Origin of the sequence: Marinomonas communis (assembly GCF_004363305.1) — a bacterium.
GTDB lineage: Bacteria > Pseudomonadota > Gammaproteobacteria > Pseudomonadales > Marinomonadaceae > Marinomonas > Marinomonas communis.
On sequence record NZ_SNZA01000003.1, the window covers coordinates 139,669 to 158,409 of the forward strand.

15 protein-coding genes are annotated in these 18,741 nt (G+C 44.7%); 10 read left to right on the top strand and 5 right to left on the bottom strand.

What is annotated here, in order from left to right; translation table 11 throughout:
• Positions 1-217: 217 nt before the first annotated feature.
• Positions 218-2,173, top strand: a complete 1,956-nt coding sequence (locus C8D85_RS09720) for a nucleoside-diphosphate sugar epimerase/dehydratase (protein ID WP_133562145.1) — start codon at positions 218-220, stop codon at positions 2,171-2,173.
• A 15-nt stretch (positions 2,174-2,188) separates the two neighbouring features.
• Here C8D85_RS09720 and galE read toward each other — a convergent pair whose 3' ends face one another.
• The 5 genes from galE to C8D85_RS09745 form a co-directional block, all read right to left on the bottom strand.
• The gene (gene galE, locus C8D85_RS09725) at positions 2,189-3,205 is read right to left on the bottom strand and encodes a UDP-glucose 4-epimerase GalE (RefSeq protein ID WP_133562147.1); all 1,017 of its coding nucleotides are present in this window, start codon (positions 3,203-3,205) and stop codon (positions 2,189-2,191) included.
• Positions 3,206-3,481: 276 nt separating this feature from the next.
• Positions 3,482-4,486, bottom strand: coding sequence for a phospholipase effector Tle1 domain-containing protein (locus C8D85_RS09730; RefSeq protein WP_133562149.1), 1,005 nt, complete (start codon positions 4,484-4,486; stop codon positions 3,482-3,484).
• 250 nt (positions 4,487-4,736) lie between these two features.
• Positions 4,737-5,696: a Wzz/FepE/Etk N-terminal domain-containing protein gene (locus C8D85_RS09735; RefSeq protein ID WP_244936984.1), complete on the bottom strand. Its 960-nt coding sequence runs from the start codon at positions 5,694-5,696 to the stop codon at positions 4,737-4,739.
• 66 nt (positions 5,697-5,762) lie between these two features.
• Positions 5,763-8,453, bottom strand: a complete 2,691-nt coding sequence (locus C8D85_RS09740) for an SLBB domain-containing protein (RefSeq protein ID WP_133562151.1) — start codon at positions 8,451-8,453, stop codon at positions 5,763-5,765.
• Between the two features lie 68 nt (positions 8,454-8,521).
• Positions 8,522-9,817, bottom strand: a complete 1,296-nt coding sequence (locus C8D85_RS09745) for a capsule assembly Wzi family protein (protein WP_133562153.1) — start codon at positions 9,815-9,817, stop codon at positions 8,522-8,524.
• Positions 9,818-10,146: 329 nt separating this feature from the next.
• Here C8D85_RS09745 and C8D85_RS09750 point away from each other — a divergent pair, with 329 nt between their 5' ends.
• The 9 genes from C8D85_RS09750 (at position 10,147) to C8D85_RS09790 (ending at position 18,713) form a co-directional block, all read left to right on the top strand.
• Positions 10,147-10,560: a hypothetical protein gene (locus C8D85_RS09750; protein WP_133562155.1), complete on the top strand. Its 414-nt coding sequence runs from the start codon at positions 10,147-10,149 to the stop codon at positions 10,558-10,560.
• Between the two features lie 68 nt (positions 10,561-10,628).
• Entirely contained in the window at positions 10,629-11,339 is a 711-nt protein-coding gene (locus C8D85_RS09755) for a YjbF family lipoprotein (RefSeq protein WP_133562156.1), read from the top strand.
• Entirely contained in the window at positions 11,339-12,106 is a 768-nt protein-coding gene (locus C8D85_RS09760) for a capsule biosynthesis GfcC D2 domain-containing protein (RefSeq protein WP_133562158.1), read from the top strand. Before C8D85_RS09755 ends, C8D85_RS09760 begins: the two co-directional genes overlap by 1 nt.
• On the top strand, positions 12,106-14,316 hold the full coding sequence (locus tag C8D85_RS09765; RefSeq protein WP_133562160.1) for a YjbH domain-containing protein: 2,211 nt from the start codon (positions 12,106-12,108) through the stop codon (positions 14,314-14,316). Before C8D85_RS09760 ends, C8D85_RS09765 begins: the two co-directional genes overlap by 1 nt.
• 198 nt (positions 14,317-14,514) lie before the next feature.
• Positions 14,515-15,579 (top strand): dTDP-glucose 4,6-dehydratase, encoded by a 1,065-nt coding sequence (gene rfbB / locus C8D85_RS09770; RefSeq protein WP_133562162.1) that lies wholly within the window; start codon positions 14,515-14,517, stop codon positions 15,577-15,579.
• 2 nt (positions 15,580-15,581) lie between these two features.
• Positions 15,582-16,460, top strand: a complete 879-nt coding sequence (rfbA, locus tag C8D85_RS09775) for a glucose-1-phosphate thymidylyltransferase RfbA (protein ID WP_133562164.1) — start codon at positions 15,582-15,584, stop codon at positions 16,458-16,460.
• Positions 16,457-17,332 carry a dTDP-4-dehydrorhamnose reductase gene (rfbD, locus tag C8D85_RS09780; RefSeq protein WP_133562166.1) on the top strand — a complete coding sequence of 292 codons (876 nt, stop codon included), beginning with the start codon at positions 16,457-16,459 and terminating at the stop codon, positions 17,330-17,332. The genes rfbA and rfbD overlap by 4 nt, the downstream gene beginning before the upstream one ends.
• 5 nt (positions 17,333-17,337) lie before the next feature.
• Positions 17,338-17,892, top strand: coding sequence for a dTDP-4-dehydrorhamnose 3,5-epimerase (gene rfbC / locus C8D85_RS09785; protein WP_133562168.1), 555 nt, complete (start codon positions 17,338-17,340; stop codon positions 17,890-17,892).
• A 20-nt stretch (positions 17,893-17,912) separates the two neighbouring features.
• Positions 17,913-18,713 carry an ABC transporter permease gene (locus tag C8D85_RS09790; RefSeq protein WP_133562170.1) on the top strand — a complete coding sequence of 267 codons (801 nt, stop codon included), beginning with the start codon at positions 17,913-17,915 and terminating at the stop codon, positions 18,711-18,713.
• Positions 18,714-18,741: the final 28 nt, after the last annotated feature.

Below are 18,741 nucleotides of genomic sequence, written 5' to 3' on the forward strand. Positions count from 1 at the left end.
AAGTTGACTAAAGCACGTTAAGCAAGAGGTATGCACTCTGTTTCTCTAGGTATTACTGGTTTAGCTCAGGTTAATGAGATTGATATGTCAACGCCAGAGCTACTAGCGGAGACGGATGCCAGGATGATTTCTTGCTTATCGATAACAAATTATTTTAAATACATTATTCAGACGGTGGCCGGAAAAGGATCGGGTGATCGAGTCAAAGGATAGAGTGATGAACCAGTTACTTGATTATGTTTTTAAGCTACCCCGCCGCTGGAAGCGAGTTATATCACTTTTATTAGACGTGGTGGCCATTACTGTTGCCTATTGGGGGGCCTGGATCATCCGTGTTGATACGGATCAAGTGCTGTTCCAGCAAGGTAACTGGGTGCTACTAGGGATCATTTTACCCGTAACAATTTTAGCCTTTATTAAGTTTGGGCTATATCGTGCTGTACTACGCTATATGGGTGTAAAAGTTGCGGGCTCTATATTAGCCGGTATTGGTATCGCGACATTTGCTTTGGTGTTAGCGGGTTTCTTTACAGGCTACGCTCTGCCGCGAACGGTGCCGCTACTGTTTGCAATGTTGTTGTTGATATTCATCGCTGGTAGTCGCTTTTTAGTACGAGCTTTTGTTGCGACTTCGGGTCGTAAGTCCCGCGAAAAAGTAGTGATTTACGGTGCTGGCTCTGCAGGCCGCCAGTTAGCCCATGCCTTAATCCATGGTAACGAATACGATCCTTTTACGTTTATCGATGACGATAAAAATCTACAGAATACCTCTGTATTAGGTCGACCGGTTTATAGCTTTGGTCACTTAAAACATATGCTGAATGAGACCAGTATTAAGCAAGTGTTATTGGCGATGCCTAATATACCCCGCTCACAGCGTAGTTTGATTTTAGCCAAGCTTGAGCCATTAAAAGTGGAAGTAAAATCTATACCGGCTATGTCTGACTTGGTTTCAGGTGATGCGTCCATTGATCAGTTACGAGAAGTAGCGATTGAGGATCTGCTAGGGCGCGAACCTGTTGCACCTGACGTAAACCTTATGGGCAAGAATATCACTGACAAAGTGGTTATGGTCACGGGGGCTGGTGGCTCTATTGGCTCAGAGCTTTGTCGACAAATAGTGTTACAGCGTCCAAAAGAGCTAGTGCTGTTTGAGTTGTCTGAGTTTGCTTTATACAGTATTGATTCTGAGCTGAATAAACTGGTTACGAAACACAATCTGGGCGTGGTTATTAAGCCTATTATCGGTACGGTGCAAAAAGCCAATCGTGTGGAAACCGTTATGCGAACCTTTGGCGTGCAGACCGTTTATCATGCCGCTGCATATAAGCATGTGCCTCTTGTGGAATACAACATTGTTGAAGGTGTTCGTAATAATGTCTTTGGCACCTATTACACAGCCAAAGCCGCTGCTGAAGTAGGTGTTGAGCGCTTTGTGTTGGTTTCAACTGACAAGGCTGTACGTCCTACCAACATTATGGGGACTTCTAAGCGTGTTGCTGAGTTGGCTCTGCAGGCGTTGGCAAAGCGTTATGAAAATACCACTTTTTGTATGGTGCGCTTTGGCAATGTACTTGGGTCATCCGGCTCTGTCGTGCCATTGTTTAGAGAGCAAATTCGAAAAGGCGGGCCGGTTACAGTCACCCATAAAGATATCACTCGTTACTTTATGACTATCCCTGAGGCATCTCAGTTAGTGATTCAAGCTGGGGCGATGGGCAAAGGTGGAGATGTCTTTGTTTTAGACATGGGGGATTCCGTTAAGATCTCAGATCTTGCTCGTAAGATGATTCACTTGATGGGGCTAGAAGTGCGTGACTTGAATAATCCCGAAGGTGATATCGAGGTCCAATTTACTGGCCTACGTCCAGGTGAAAAGCTTTATGAAGAGCTGCTTATTGGTGACAATGTGGAAGCGACTTATCACCCCCGTATAATGACAGCACAAGAAGTTTCTTTAGAATGGGATGATTTTCAAGATCTTCTAGCCGCGTTAGATACGAGTTGTCATTCCTTTGATATCCCTGCGGTTCAGAAGCTTCTGCTAAGCGCTCCAACAGGTTATCAGCCTAGCAGTGCTTTGTGTGATTTGGTTTGGCAAGGAACAGAAGAAAAAGTTTCTAAGAAGCATTTAGAGTCGCCAGTGTCACCTACAGAAGGTTCCTTGCATTAAGAATCTGAGTGGTTATTAATAGCCATTTGGATTCTTGCTTTGCCAATTCCATGAGTCTCGACACATCTCATCCAGTCCTCGTGTAACTTGCCAGTTAAGCTTTTCTTTGGCTTTGCTGGCATCCGCGTAAAACTCTGCTATGTCTCCAGCACGGCGTGGTGCAATATCGTAGGCAATATTCTGACCACTTGCTGTCTCAAAGGCCTTGATGACCTCTAGCACGCTGTAGCCTTTCCCAGCACCTAGGTTGTATGCATCAATGGAGGGCTGGTTTTGTATAGCCAGATTTTCCAGTGCCTTGATATGGCCTTCGGCTAAATCCACAACGTGAATATAGTCACGCACGCCCGTGCCATCTGGTGTTGGGTAATCGCCACCGAAAACATTGAGTTTCTCTCTTTTGCCAACTGCGACTTGTGCGATAAAGGGCATTAAGTTGTTTGGTATGCCATTTGGGTCTTCACCAATTAGGCCGCTTGGGTGAGCTCCTACAGGGTTGAAGTAGCGCAGTAAAGAGATATTCCAACGATTGTCTGCTTGATGAGCATCTTTAAGAAACTGCTCAATCATTACCTTAGTTCGGCCATAAGGGCTGGTGGAAGACAGAGGGAAATGCTCAACGTATGGGATTGGGTTATTTTCGCCATAAACCGTAGCGGATGAGCTAAATACCAAGTTAAACACTCCTGCTTGCTGCATAGCTTCTAGCAGCATTAGGGTGCCAGTGAGGTTGTTGTGGTAGTAGGTCAGTGGGATTTGCGTGGACTCACCGACGGCTTTTAAGCCTGCGAAGTGGATGACTGCGTCAATGGCGTGTTTTTGAAACACTTGATCAAGGGCTGGCTTGTCTAGCAGGTCAAGTTCGTAAAAAGTGACCGCTTTGCCAGTGATTTGCTCTACTCGATTAAGGGACTCTTTGTTGGAATTGCAAAGGTTATCAACAACGATTACTTGGTAATCGCGTTCTAATAGTTCGACGCAAGTGTGGCTTCCGATATAGCCTGCGCCGCCTGTTACTAAAATAGTTTGCATGGGTTGTGCTCCTTGTCCGTTGGGGGGATTTTAGCATGGTTTTGTGGAGGTGTTTCCATGATTGTTGGGTTGTGGCTGCCGCGGGAATGATATTTGAAGTTGCTGATTTTTTCCCTCGCACAGCGAGGTCCTACAAATTCCAGCGCAGAGCGCAGTCCTACAAATTTCTTTGAGGTTGCTGGTTTCTTCCTTTACGCAGATTTGGGTTTGTAGGACCGCGGTTCCCGCGGGAACCTCATTTGGGAATGACAAATTGTTCCCGCGTGGAGCGCAGTCCTATGGGTGGATTTTGGGTGGTAGGTGGCTGTGGGCGATGGGGGTGTAGTTCAGTTGGCTTTGAATGCGTTGCTTGACGCTTTGGTGCCAGAGTGGTGGGTGTATTTTGCTAGGCTGACCTTGGTCTATGACGCAGCAGTGCCTTGGTGCGAGGGTAAGCTCACGCCATGGATTAAAGTGGCGTGTTTGGTAGTGAATATTACCAAGTGGCTTAGGCTCTAAGGTGAGTAATGGTTGCCAGTGTGGGGCGATAGCGCTTTGATTAAGCTTAGAGCGCTGATAACAGTGTTGTTGAGTATGGGATTGGATCCATTGAGTCAGGATATTTAAGGCGAGGTCACCAAGCCCGTCTTTGCGATATCCTCCGCCGATATCGGAATGCACACCTGGAAGCCAAAGCTCCAATGCTCGTGGGTCTTGGTTGATCAGTGTTGGCCGAAAGGCGATACGTTGTTCATCTAAGGCGACGAGGTGTAGAGCTTTGTAAACGGCTTCGGGTAATGTGTGACCATGCTCAAAGACGACTTCAGCGTTAGGTCGTTGTTGCATATCTAAGCTTGGGATACCTATGGATGCAACGGTGTCCATAATGGCTTCGATAATAATTGGCTTGTTTAAGAGTGGGGTTATTAATGAGGCGAAACGTCTAGCTAAGGCAGCTCCGCGGCTAAAGCCTATTAACACAATGTACTGGATTTGGTCGGTATAGTGCGTGTGAAAGTCTTTGAGTGCTTGATTTAGGATTTGTGAGATGTGGCCTGCTTCGATCGCAAAGGCCGCGTTAAAGGTTTGTTCTGCCCAGCTGCCGTAGGTGCCAATGCCTGAGTAGTAGAAGGTTTTTAGGTTTGCTTGTTGTGGGAGCTTTATTTTGCAGTTTGGTATGCGTCCACCGAGTAGTAGGTGAGATTTTAATACGTTGGTGATGGTGCATAGGCTGTTTGGTGGTGCGAATAGGTCGTCTGGACCGTTGCTTGTGCCGTCGAAGTGAAAGAATAGCATCGTCATGGGTGTTCCTTGTTTGTTATGGGGCCTTCCTGGCTGAGGGGATAGCGTAACAAAGCAAGGGTGGGGCGAGGTTGATCAAGCGCAAATGAGGTTGTTGCGATGATAAAAGTCGGTACGAGGCATTTTAGGCGCGATTACAAGTGGAGCTTGCTGGATGGGTTAAGGCGGCTATCGCCGCCAATCGGGGGGCAACCCCCTCGTACAGGGGGATGTGTTTTTCCCGCGGGGACCGCGGTCCTACAGGGTAGGGTTAGTCTTCTTTTTTGCTGCTGAAGGCGAAGCGGATAAGTACGATGCCCATGCCGAGCATGCCGCCGAGGAGGGTGGCGATGACGCAGATGAGGGCGCGTTTAGGGCCGGCTTTTTCTTCTGGAACTACGGCGGGGTCGATGACTTTGAAGGCAAATTCTTCTTGTACTTGGGCGAGCATTAGGTTTTTAGTTTGCTCTTCGATCAGTTGGTAAAACACGGCTTGCATATCGGAGATACTGGTTTGTTCGATTTGTGCTTCTAGGTATTGAATATTACGACGAGTTTCGTCTAATGATTCTCTTTTGGTCCAGGTGTTAAGCTCTTTGATCAGCCAGTCTACCCATTGCTTGGCAACCGTTGGTGAGAGGTGTGTGATCGAAACAGTGACTAGGCCGTTGTCTTTGCTTTCAGAAACAGCCAAGAGTGTTTTGAATTGTTTATATGCTGCCCAATCTGTTGGGATAGGCGATTTGCCAGGCTCCACTTCACGTATCCATTGTTGGTTTTGCGCATCGTAGACTTCTGGATCAAGCTGCAGGGTGTCGTTTGCGGCATTCCAGTTTTTGCCTGCCATTAGGGGTATTAGCAAGTCGTATTTATTGATAAAAGCATTTAGGAATTTTCGCGATTGCAGGGTTGCTAATGCCATAGCTTTACTGTCGGTGCTACCGCCGCCTAAGTTGATACCTGCTAATGAGGCTAGGCCGCCAAATTGCGAGGCCATGGCCGCGAGGCCGCCGGACTGGCTATCACTTGCTGAGGCTAAAACTGCTTCGGCTTTGTAGGTATTGGGTTGCTGTAGTGCATAGAAAACACCGCCTGCTGCAAAAATAAGCGTCATTAAGATAATGATCCATTTGCCTTTCCATAGGGCAATAAACAGCTCTTTTAAATCTATCTCATCCTCTGGTTGTGCATAGGCTTGAGGCGGTAAGTGATAGTTGTCGTTCATGTTCATGTTTCGCTTCGGTTGCTTCGCGTTAGTGTTTTCTAGTGAGTGATTAAATACTTTTAAAGGGCGCTATCAGTCTTTGATAGCGCTCCAAGCAACACCGATTTGGTACAGAATCTGTGTGGCAGTAGACAGTGTGCTTAAGCCATCTAGGTAGTCTGTGTCGATCGGTACGATAATAGTATCACCCGGCTCTAGTGGATCTTGATTACGACTAAACCAGTAAGAGTTGTTAGGTAGCTCTACCGAACCATCTGCTTTAACAATATAGATACGATCGGTATCGGCTTGACGCTTGGTGCCACCCGCTGCATTGATGTAGTCCTCGACCGTTAGGTTCGAGTCATAGGTGTGGTTAGACGTAAACTGTACTTCGCCGATCACGCTGACTACTGGGTTCAGTGCTGGCACATATAGCTTGTCGCCTTTTTCTAACATCAGGTTAGCTTGGCGGTCGCCTTCTAAAGCCTTATCAAGGTCGATCACCAAACGCCCCATTGGTTCTGCGTTATCCAGTTGATCCACGATGGCTATCGCTTGGGCTGGGTCGGTTGCAGAAGTATTCTGACGGCGAAGGGCCAGGTTGCTGATTTCTTGCTTGAGCTGAGCGTTTAAGAATTTTAGTCGTTCTGCTTCTTGGCGCTTCAAGCGATCGCGGCTAAAGACGGCGCCTTCAGGGTAGGCAAACTCGGTAAAGCCGCCGGCACGTTCGATCACATCTCTTAGGGTTTCACCACGTTTAAACGTGTAAGTTCCTGGAAAGACTACTTCTCCTTGGAGCTCGATAACCATGCCTTCTTGCCAGCCTGGTTGAGACTTGATGATTAGATTATCTTGCGCCATCAGTGGAGCAGAGTATGTACCATCTAATACGTTTCTAAGGCTGAAGTTACGGCGCTCAAAGCGCGTGCTATCACCTTGCTGGATACGATGTGTTAGCTCTGCTGACGCTAGGTAAGCGTCTTGTGTTAGACCACCCGCTGCGGTAATTAAGGCTTTCACATCGGTGTTTTTAGCTAACGGATATAACCCTGGAAACTTCACGGCACCAGAAATATCCACCAGTTGTGCTGGTGTATCGTAATTCGCCTGCTCTTTTAGGCGATCAATGATCGGCTTAAGTAATGCTTCGCGGCTCGCTTTACGCAGGCCTGTGGCATTGGTGGTTTGTTCTGTGCCAGCAATGTTGAGCTCGGTATTTTCGTCCTTGGTCACCACGGCCCCTGTCTCGCTGTCGAGTACTTCTCGCGTCCGTTCAGTGCCGGTCGATTTGGCTTTGCTGTTAGCGAAAGAGTCTAGCCAGTAACTTTGCTCTAAACCGTTGTCAAACACAAAGATCTGGTCTTTCTCTTGCAGTGCTAAATTGTCAGCAGAATTAGGGTTGCTTAACACATTTAGCAAACTGAACTGGTATACCTCAATATCTTGGTTAGGGTTAATTTGGCGTACAAGTAGCGAATAATTAAGGTCTGAGCTGGGTGTTAAGTCTTCTTCAATAGAGTTAATCACGTCGCTGATGCGCATGCCTGGTACAAACGTTAATGGACCTTGTTGGAATACTTCGCCACGAAGTGCCACGGCATTCATCAAGGTTTCTGATGCAACAGGTAGAGGTTGCTGGCTACCGTTATTTTGAATAAAGCGACGGCCGTCATCTGTCGACACATTTAATGTGCTCAATAGGGTTACCTGATCACCATCTGCCAACGTAAATTGGCGATCTTGGTTCGTTGCTAGGTCTAGCAGAAACTGTTGAGTCCCTTCTTGCGTCATACGTTGTACAACGACTTGGGATAAGTAGGCATTAGGTTTCGCACCACCAGCAAGCTTTAACAGTTGCTGGATGGTTAGATTATTTTTTGCTTCGTATACAGCAGGGCGGACGACTTGGCCTTTGATTGTGATGCTGTTGTTGCGTACTGGGATAAATAAGGTGTCCCCTGACGATAAGCGTACATCTTTGCTGGTGTCGCCATTTATGAGTAGGTCGTACACATCAAACTCTGCAACCACTTTGCCTTTACGTTTCAGCTGGATATTGCGCAGGCTCCCCGTTTGTTTAATGCCACCGCTGGCAATCAGTGCTTGTGTGATAGTGGTTAGGCTATTCACATTGTAGGCACCAGGTTGCTTGGCTTCGCCGGCGATAAATACCTGCATGGTGCGCATACTGCCCATTGAAACAGCAACGTCAACACCGATGGTTTTTTCTTTGATAACGTTGTTAAGCTGTTCGCGCAGCTGTGCGAAGGTTTGTCCTGATACCGCGATTGGGCCGATGTCGGGTAGGTTAATGGTGCCGTCACGGTCGATGGTCAGCGCTAAACTTTGGCTGGTTTTCCCAAATGTCTGGATGTTAATCGTGTCACCTGGCCCCATTTGGTAATCCAGCGGTACAGGCAAGTCATCTATAACGGTCAGGTCAAGGCTATTGTTATTAAACAAGCTGTAACCAAATAAATCTAAGCCATTACTGGTGGTCGCTGCTTTATGGTCTTTGTTTTCTTTACTGCTAGAGCCTGCGTTCTTATCGCTTGAGTTAACAGGCTCGAGCACAGGCGCCTGGTTTTCTACTGTAGGTGTTGCTGTAGATGTGCTGCCGGATATAGCGTTTAGATCGACACCATATTGACGGGCCAGGCTTTCTTGTTGTGCTCTGGGTAGGCTCTGAAACTGATTGATTTGCGCGGCAGTTGGCGTAACGGCTTGCACAGTGGCTGCTAGTGTGAGAACTAACGTGGGGAATAAATGTTTTAAACGCATGTTAAATGTTGTCTTCGTTAAGTTCAGAGTTAAGTGCCAAATGGACTGTGATATTTTTGCTTTCGTGGTTAGAAGCGAAATTCATAGCCCACCCAAAGGTTTGTTTGTTTATCTTGGTTGTTCTGTTGTTCTATATCTGCTCCAAAACGTACCATACCCGCTAGAGCAGGCAAGCGATAAGTGACTCGTTGTGTTTTGGTTTCGCTATTGTCTTGAGTCGCACTTTGATAGATCAGGCCAATTTGATGATCGTTGTGTAACTGTAAGTACAGGGCCGCAGAAGTACTGTCATCTAACAGATAGCTAGTATTTGCGACATTGTCTGTCATGGATGGGTAGACTCCGCCACTCCATGGCGTCGTATCGTGTTCGTCGGTGGTTTGTTGAGATTCCAGAACAATACGAGCGGTATGCGGTCCGATAGGGAAGCTCCCTGTCCAGCCAATCAGCATAGCGCCTAGTTCAGATAATGTGGCAGTAGATGCCGCTTCCATATACACACTGTGATAAAAACTAGCGATAGAGGGTAGCGTTAATTTCGCATCCACAGCCAGTTGGTCGTCGCTTTGGTCGCTGCTGCTACCATCAATCAAGCCTGAAAACCAGCGCTGGTAGGTTAGGCCGTATTCAAATAGGCTCAAGGGCTTTGAAACAAAGCGAGTGGCGCTGTGATAGTCGTAGTCACTGCCGCTTGGTGTAGCGATTAAGCTTTCAATACTCCAAACCCCTAACCCAGGTGTATGGCCAATATAACTAACGCTGACATCGGGTGCCGCTTTGGCATAAGAGCCAAGGATAAGGTTATGCTGCCAGCCTTGCCCCCACCAACGATCAATGTTGCCGATAGAGTACAACCAGGACCCAGAATTAAGTGCTAAATAGCTGTCGTCTAGATTAAACGAAGTGTCGTTCTGGTATTCGCTGTAGTTGGCGCTGACACGATAAGAGAAGCTGTTATTTAATTGCTCAACACTGCTGTAAAGGCCTCGCTTGTCTTCATTAAATTGACCAAAGCCTGCTGCACTGCTTATTTCTGAGCCATAAAGTGCTTTAAAAGAGCGATTACCCCGGTTGAGCTTTGCTGAGTTCAAGCGATAAAGCAGCTGTAAGTTGGCTTCTCGTACGATGGAACTTTCTTGTTGTACATGGCTGAAATCATCCCCCGGCATCGACCAGCGCAACGGATAATGATTCACCGGGCTGCTTAATTGTCCCGCATCCGATAGTAACACTAGCGAGGAGCGTACAAATGGATCGTTGGCTTCTAGCCAAGGGGAAGAAACTGCTAAAGAGGGCAAACAAAAAGAGGCTACAGTGCAGAGTGCTTTTGCCTGAGTGCGATTTCGTATTTTGAACAACGACATTAAAAACTCACAGTTCCTTGTATTGATAATGCTTGTGCTTGCTACGGAGCTGACAAGGTGGATATCACACATTTTTGAGGTGATGCCATGATGTCTTAAAATAGGGCAAAAATAAAGCCTGTTTGCGTAATGCTTTCACAAAGGGTGAGTGTTGAGTGTGCCTTTTGAGAGTGACAGTAATATGTCATAGCTGCTGCTAAAAATGGCGCAAATTGGTTAAAAATTAGCTTTCATAGTGCATGGAGTGCTTACATTGTCACAAAGCATGCTCTAAAATCGATGACGAAGAGAATTCTTCAAACATCGATGTTTAATGATAAGGAAATATTATGAAACTCTTAACTATGGCTACGGTTGTAGCCTTGGCCCTATCGGGCCAAGTATATGCGCAAGATGCAGGTGTTAGTGGTAGCGGAGCCCCTGCAAACACTGGCGCTGCAGGTTCTGGCGGTGGTGCCGGAGCTGGTGGTGGTGCCGGAGCTGGTGGTGGTGCCGGAGCTGGTGGTGCCGGAGCTGGTGGTGCCGGAGCTGGTGGTGCTGGTGCTGGTGCTGGTGCTGGTGCAGCAGGCGCTGGTGCTGGTGCAGCTGCAGGAGCAGGTGCTGCAGGTGCAGCTGCTGTTGGCGGTATTACTGCCGGTGCAATTGGTGTCGGTGTCGCTGGTGTGGCTGCAGCTACTGCAGCGGCAACTAAAAAAGATGATGCTGCGACTCAAAGTGTAAGTACTACGACTAATACAAATTAATGTATGGTTTGCAAACCACCTGATTATTATGTCAGGTGGTTTTTCTTTAAACTGCTGCTGGTCTTGCTATGAGTCTGTCCTCTTTTCCAATCTACTCTCTCTTTGTATTGATTTTTGCCTTGTCTGGTTGTTCTTCTAATTTTAAGAACATTATTGATTCTACTAAGGCTTTGGATTATTTCGATAAAGCTAAAGATGCTGATTATATTGCTTCTGTGCCCTACGCGAGTGCCCAAGTTACGGTGAATAATTCAAAGACACTGTTATTGATATTGTCTGATGCTTCGAAAAACGAATCTACCGGAATGTTTCGCTTAACTTGGTTGAGTGCGGATGGTGATAGCATCGTTACTGAGGGGGGGCGTATTGTACATACTGTGGGCTTTACAAAGGATAATCTAGAAGAGCTTGCTTCAGTGTCTGGTAATTATGTTTTAGGTAAAGTGGATACATGGCAGGCGCGTTATGATTGGTCGCCAGGCTATCGATATGGCTTTACTGCCAATGTGAATACAAAGAATTTAGGCTCTGAAGTGATATCAACAGATCTTTGGTCTCAGGAAACTGATAAATTTACCGAAACTGTGGTGTTCGATACTTTAGACGCTGGTTTTGTTAATACCTATTGGCGTGCACCTTCGACGGATGAGTATGATGCATTTGTAGTAAAGAGTGTTCAGTACTTGGGCCCAAATATGGATAAGGTGGAAATGCTGATGGTTAGGCCATTTGTTCCTTATCGCTCTGCTGATAAGGCGTCGCAAGGAGGGCAACCTTAATGTCCTTTACTAAAACGTGCTTTAGCCGGATGAAATGTCGCTCGGTATGTCTTTTGTTGACGATGTTGGTTTCAAGTTTCGGTGTTGCTGAAACGACCTCTTTCCCTACTTATATCACTGTACTGCCGAATCAAACGTTATTAACGTATCCTCAAGGTGTTCGCTTATCTCAGGTACTGAGTGACGCATACGCTCAAGCCGATTATCCTGTTTATTCTCTTGGCACGACATTGGTAGATCCTCACAAGCAACCTATGGTGGAAGTTCAAAAGCAAAAAGTGCTGCGTCAACTGATGTTGCTTAATACGCCTGAAACGCTCAATCTTGCTAAACAAATAAACAGTATGCGTTTTGTTTATTATCAAGAGATCGAATCAGATCCTAATAAAGTCCAAGCATTTGCTAAGCGTAATCCTCTCTTAAATCAGGAGTTTTGGCTTTATCTGCCTGAACGGCCTGATTATGTAAAAGTTGTCAGCCCTCAGCACTCGACGACAACGGTTGTAGATATTCAAAACAATGCTGAGTTACGTTACTACCTAGCAACCTTCGCTGATGCTGAGAAAGAGGGTCAGCCTTATGATTCGCTATGGATTATTCAGGCAGACCGTAAGATTTACTCAGTGAGTGATCTTACTTGGAGTGACAAGCTTTATTTTTTAAGCCCAGGAGCAATGCTGTTTACTGGATTGCAAGATTTACCCTATGAGTTTCGCGATTTAAATGGCGATATTGCTCAGTTACTTAGTCATCGTTTGGAGCTGTAATGTCATTTAAATATTTTTCTGTAACGCCGGTTGTTTTTGGTTGTGGCGTTCTACTAAGCGGTGCGTTACAGGCTCAAGAAAGTGGTTACTTTTCTCCACCTTTTCAAGGCGTGCAGCTGAAACCCTCACAAACAGATTTGGGTGGGGTGGGTTTGATACAGATGCCAACGGGGCGTATGGCGGATGAGGGGGCTTTTAGTATTGGCTATAGTGATAACAGTGAATATAGCTTTTACACGGTGTCTTTACAGTTAATGCCGTGGTTAGAGACTACCTTTCGCTACACTGAAGTGAATGACCTTTTATACAGTAATAGTCAAGCCTTTAGTGGTGATACGGAGTTAGCCGATAAAGGTATTGATGCGAAGTTGCGTCTATTAGAAGAGGCTCAATGGCTTCCAGAGGTATCCGTTGGTCTTCGTGATCTAGGTGGTACTGGTTTATTTGATGGGGAATATTTAGCTGCGACTAAGCGTTTTTCAACGGATAACTATGGTCAATTTGATGTGACCCTTGGGGTAGGCTGGGGGTATCTGGGAACTCGTGGCAATATCAGTAACCCGCTTTGTAGTGCAGCGGATCGCTTTTGTGACCGTGTGTCTGGCTATGCTGATAATGGTGGATCTATTGATTATGATCGTTGGTTTACCGGACCTGCTTCGCTATATGGCGGCGTAGAGTACCAAACACCTTATAAGCCGTTACGTTTGAAACTGGAATACGATGGCAATAATTACAGTCAAGATCGCCCTGTGACCAGTGGTAAGGTTGATATGACACCCGATATGCCATGGAACTTTGGTGCTCTTTATGAGGTTTCCGATGGCTTTGATTTACGCCTGAGCTATGAACGCGGTAATACGGTTGCTTTGGGTGTGAATTTCTCGACAAACTTTAACACTATGAAAGGGCCTATGTTGGATAACAAAGCGCCTGTGTTATCTGACAACCAACCTGCAGTGATGGCTGATGTAGACTGGCAGGCTTTGGATAATGAACTAAATGATATTGCTGGCTATAAGACTTCTAGCGCTTATCAGCAAAATGACAGCGTTACTTTTGTGACAAAGCAGAATAAATATCGTGACCGTGATGTGGCGTTAGAAAGGGCGGCGGCTGTTATTGCTAATCATGTACCTAGTGATGTCCGTACTTATACAATCGTTGAAGAGTCAAAAGGCATTCCGGTAAAAGCCACTGAAATTTCAGCACAAGACTACCGTGATGTCGCCAATGTGACGTATTTTGATCCCTCTATTTGGGACGCAGCGCAAGATGTTTCGCCGGTTGTTGCGGATGTTGAGCCGGTTTACGAGGACTTCGATCGTTTCAATTATGGCTTTGAGCCACATTTGGATCAGTCTTTCGGTGGCCCTGAAGGATTTTACTTATACAGTTTGAGTGCTATTGGTGGCGGCTCTTATTGGCTGACGCGTAACCTAGAATTATCCAGCTCGATAGCGATTAACTTGTTGGATAACTACGATAAATTAAACTTTAGTGTACCGTCAGATGGTACTAATAATTATCGCGTGCGAACGTTGGTGCGCGCGTATGTTAGTGAAAATGATGCTTATCTGAATAACTTACAATTAACTTGGTTTGATCGTTATGGGCAGAACTGGTACCAGCAGGTTTATGGCGGTTATCTAGAAAGCATGTTTGCAGGTGTGGGTACGGAAGTACTGTATCGCCAGCCAAGTTCTAACTGGGCAATTGGCGCTGATATCAATGCGGTGGCGCAGCGTGACCCAAGCTCTACCTTTGGTATTTTTACTGATGAAAATGACTATGGAAGTGGTACTAAGGTATTAGCGCGTGGTCTTACAGGGCATGTGTCGCTTTACTATCAGCCTGAGTGGTCATTCCTTGATGGTACTTTGCTGCGCTTAGATACTGGTAAGTTCTTAGCGCAGGATGTGGGTACACGATTCGATTTTTCAAAGCAATTTGATAGCGGCATGATCGTTGGTGCTTACGCAAGCATTACGGATATGTCTGCCGAAGAGTTTGGAGAAGGGAGCTTTACCAAAGGATTTTATATTTCTATTCCATTCGACACGTTATCGTTTAAACCGACCAACAGTCGTCGCAGTTTTGCTTGGCAGCCAATTACTCGTGATGGCGGACAGATGCTAGGTAAGCGAAACAGTTTGTACGGTATTACGGATATGGTGTCTCCTTGGTATCAAAGGCCGAATCAGAATTAGTTGCTCATTATTGGTGAGCCAATGGAAGCTTATGAATTATATGATTAAGTTGAGGAGGACTTTGTTAAAACAGCTCCCCTATTCCATCGAGCGGCCTAGCTTTGTGCATACAGCTCACTTAGAATACCCGATTTGTTAATTTATAAACCACTAAATATATCAGGATTGTGGTTTTAGTGATCAAGCTTAGAGGCTCTTATGAAGTTATTAGTTACAGGAGGTGCTGGCTTTATTGGCTCAGCGGTTGTTAGGCATATTATTTCTTCTACTGATGATGAAGTGATTAATGTTGATAAATTGACTTATGCTGGCAATTTGGAGTCTCTTCTAGATGTATCCAGTAGTGAAAGGTATGTATTTGAACAGGTGGATATTTGTGATCGTGCTGAATTGGATCGAGTATTCTCTGAACATAAACCTGATGCAGTAATGCATTTGGCTGCAGAATCTCATGTTGATCGCTCTATCGATGGGCCTTCAGCCTTTATGGAAACGAACATTATTGGGACCTACAATCTTTTGGAAGCTGCACGCTCGTATTGGGGGCAGCTGGATGAAGTTGGGAAAAGTAAATTTCGTTTTCACCATATTTCGACTGACGAAGTGTATGGCGACTTGGAAGGTACAGATGATTTATTTACTGAAGATACATCTTACGAACCGTCCAGCCCATACTCTGCTTCAAAAGCATCAAGTGACCATTTGGTAAGGGCATGGCTTCGTACTTATGGGTTGCCAACAATTGTTACCAACTGTTCTAACAACTATGGTCCCTATCATTTTCCCGAAAAACTTATTCCTTTAATGATCTTGAATGCTGTAGATGGCAAACCGCTACCTATTTACGGTGATGGTATGCAAATTCGAGATTGGTTATTCGTCGAAGATCATGCAAGAGCATTATATAAAGTTGTCACTGAGGGGAAAGTAGGAGAAACCTACAATATTGGTGGGCATAATGAAAAAGCCAATATTGAAGTTGTGAAAACGATTTGCTCTTTACTTGAAGAGTTGGTGCCAAATAAGCCTGAGGGTATTGGTCGTTATGAAGAACTTATTACATACGTAAAAGACCGACCTGGACACGATGTTCGTTATGCCATCGATGCTAGCAAAATTGAGCGCGAGCTGGGATGGAAGCCTGAGGAAACATTTGAGTCTGGTATTCGAAAAACTGTTGAGTGGTACCTAGGTAATTCTAAATGGTGGCAACGTGTATTAGATGGTTCATATAGTTTAGAGAGACTTGGAGCGGGAGAATAACTATGAAAGGTATTATTCTTGCTGGGGGATCGGGTACACGTTTATATCCACTTACTCGAGGTGTGTCAAAGCAGCTTTTGCCTGTTTATGATAAGCCGATGATCTACTATCCGATTTCAACACTTATGCTTGCCGGCATTAGAGACATTTTAATTATCACAACTCCAGAAGATAATGATAGTTTTAAACGGCTCTTGGGTGACGGTTGTGACTTTGGTGTGAATCTGGAATATGCCGTTCAGCCAAGCCCAGATGGGCTAGCTCAGGCTTTCATAATTGGTGAGGATTTTATTGGTGATGAGAGTGTCTGTTTGGTGTTGGGGGATAACATTTTTTACGGACAGTCATTTAGTAAAACATTAAAAAATGCAGCTTCAAGGGACTCAGGCGCTACTGTTTTTGGATATCAAGTTAAAGACCCAGAGCGCTTTGGGGTGGTGGAATTTGATGAGTCAATGAAAGCAATTTCGATTGAAGAGAAGCCGATTAAGCCAAAATCGAACTATGCTGTAACAGGGTTGTATTTCTACGATAATCGAGTGATTGACTTTGCCAAAGAAGTAAAACCTTCAGAACGAGGTGAGCTTGAGATTACCGCTATTAATGATATGTATTTGAAGGATCATTCCTTAAATGTAGAAGTCCTTGGGCGCGGTTTTGCTTGGCTTGATACAGGGACTCATGAAAGCCTACATGAAGCCTCTTCATTTGTTCAAACAATAGAGCATGTACAAGGTTTGAAGGTAGCTTGTCTAGAGGAAATAGCTTGGAGGCAGGGGTGGTTATCTAGTGAGGAACTTTGTGAGCTCGCTAAGCCGATGCTGAAAAATGAATACGGTCGTTACCTTAAGTCTTTAATTAGCAAAACAGGTGATTCGTGAAAAGAGTTTTAATTACAGGGTGTAATGGACAAGTAGGATTTTGTTTGACTGAGATGCTAGCAGGTAAAGTGGAGCTGTTAGCTTTAGATCGTCATGCATTGGATATCACAAATAAGAAAGATGTATTTGAAATAGTTACGGAATTTAAGCCTGATTATCTTTTAAATGCTGCAGCTTATACTGCTGTTGATCAGGCCGAAATTGATGTTGATCTAGCGTTCTCTATCAACCATAAAGGCCCTATGAATTTAGCTGAGGCCTCAGAGAGTGTTGGTGCGACCATGCTGCATATTTCTACTGATTATGTATTTAAAGGCGATGCTCTTGAGCCATATTCTGAAAAGGATAAGGTAGAACCAAAAGGAGTATACGGAAAAAGTAAGCTTGAGGGTGAAAAAGCGGTTGCTGAGTATTGCGAAAAGCATTTAATTTTGCGAACAGCGTGGGTTTTTGGTGGGCATGGGAATAACTTTGTTAAAACGATGCTTAGGTTATCCCGTGATAGAAATGAAATCAGCATAGTCAGCGATCAGTTTGGTGGGCCTACTTATGCAGGTGATATTGCTCAAGCCCTAATATCAATGATTGAATATATTGATGCAGGTAATACACCTGAGTGGGGGGTATATCATTTCTCTGGAGAGCCCTATGTAAGCTGGTTTGAGTTTGCCAACTCAATCTTTAAGAGCGCAGTTGATGCCAAGCTTCTTGATAAAATGCCTGTATTAAAGCCTATATCAAGTGCAGAATTTCTCACAAAAGCTGATCGTCCAAGTAATTCGAGGTTGAACTGCCAGAAGATTCATAAACAGTTTAATGTCCCCCCAAGTGATTGGCTTCTAGAGATAAAAAATATTAAAAGTTATTGGTGAAAGATATGAAAGTAATCAGCACAGATATTGAAAGTGTGAAAATAATTGAGCCTGATGTATTTGGTGATGAACGTGGCTTTTTTATGGAAACATGGAATCAAAAAGTATTTAACCAGCTGGTGTCTAATACTACCGTAGATTTTGTGCAGGATAATCACTCAAAGTCAAAAAAAGGGATTTTAAGAGGGTTGCATTATCAGACAGAGCATACCCAAGGTAAACTTGTGCGTGTCGTATCTGGAGAGGTGTTTGATGTCGCCGTCGACTTGCGTGAAAGTTCACCTACCTTTGGGAATTGGGTTGGAGTTTATCTTTCGGAGTCGAACAGAAGGCAGTTATGGGTTCCTGAAGGATTTGCTCATGGCTTTTACGTTATAAGTGAAGTCGCTGAGTTTGTATATAAGTGCACGAACTATTATGACCCTAATTCCGAGGTTTCAATTCTTTGGAATGATTCTGATCTTGATATTGAGTGGCCTTTAGTTAATGGGATGCTGCCTGAGCTTTCAGCAAAAGATGAAAGTGGGCTGCGCTTCTGTGACGCTCCTAAATTCAACTAAATACTTTAAGGAATTTAGTTATGTACCGCTCATTGATGATGAGTGCTTGGCGGCACAAGGGGCTAATTTTTAAGCTGACTTACCGTGAAATTGCAGCTCGATATCGGGGGTCAATGGCTGGCGTTGCTTGGTCTTTTTTTAACCCTGTGTTGATGCTGGCTGTCTACACATTTGTATTCTCCATGGTGTTTAAAGCTAAATGGGGAGGGGAGAGCTCTAGTCAAGGTGAATTCGCTGTTATCCTTTTCGCAGGAATGATTATATTTAATATTTTTGCTGAATGTATTAGTAGAGCACCTATGTTAATGGTTGAGAATTCTAACTATGTCAAAAAGGTTGTCTTTCCATTGGAAGTGCTTCCTTGGGTTGTATTAGGCAATGCATTGTTTCATGCATTAATAAGCTTTTTTATTTTGCTATTAGCACAATTAGTTGTCTTTAATAGCATTCCATTAAGTATTCTGCTTTTACCTTTCATTATGTTGCCATTCGTGCTTTTTATTGTAGGTGGAATCTGGTTTCTCTCGGCAATCGGGGTCTATGTAAGAGATTTAAGCCAGTTTGTGGGGGTTGCTATCACGGTTTTAATGTTTACATCTCCTTTGTTTTTTCCATTAGAGGCTCTGCCAGAGTTTCTTCAGCCATATTTAGCTCTTAACCCATTAGCATATTTCATTACAGGAGTAAGGGATGTTGTTATATTTGGCAATGTTCCTGACTTAGTTTCTTATGTGATCGTTTGTGGTCTGAGCTTTTTTATTTTTTCTTTGGGGCTGGTTTTCTTTGGGGTAACAAAAAAAGGGTTTGCTGATGTCCTGTGATAGTAATGACTTTGCAATAGAGGTCTCA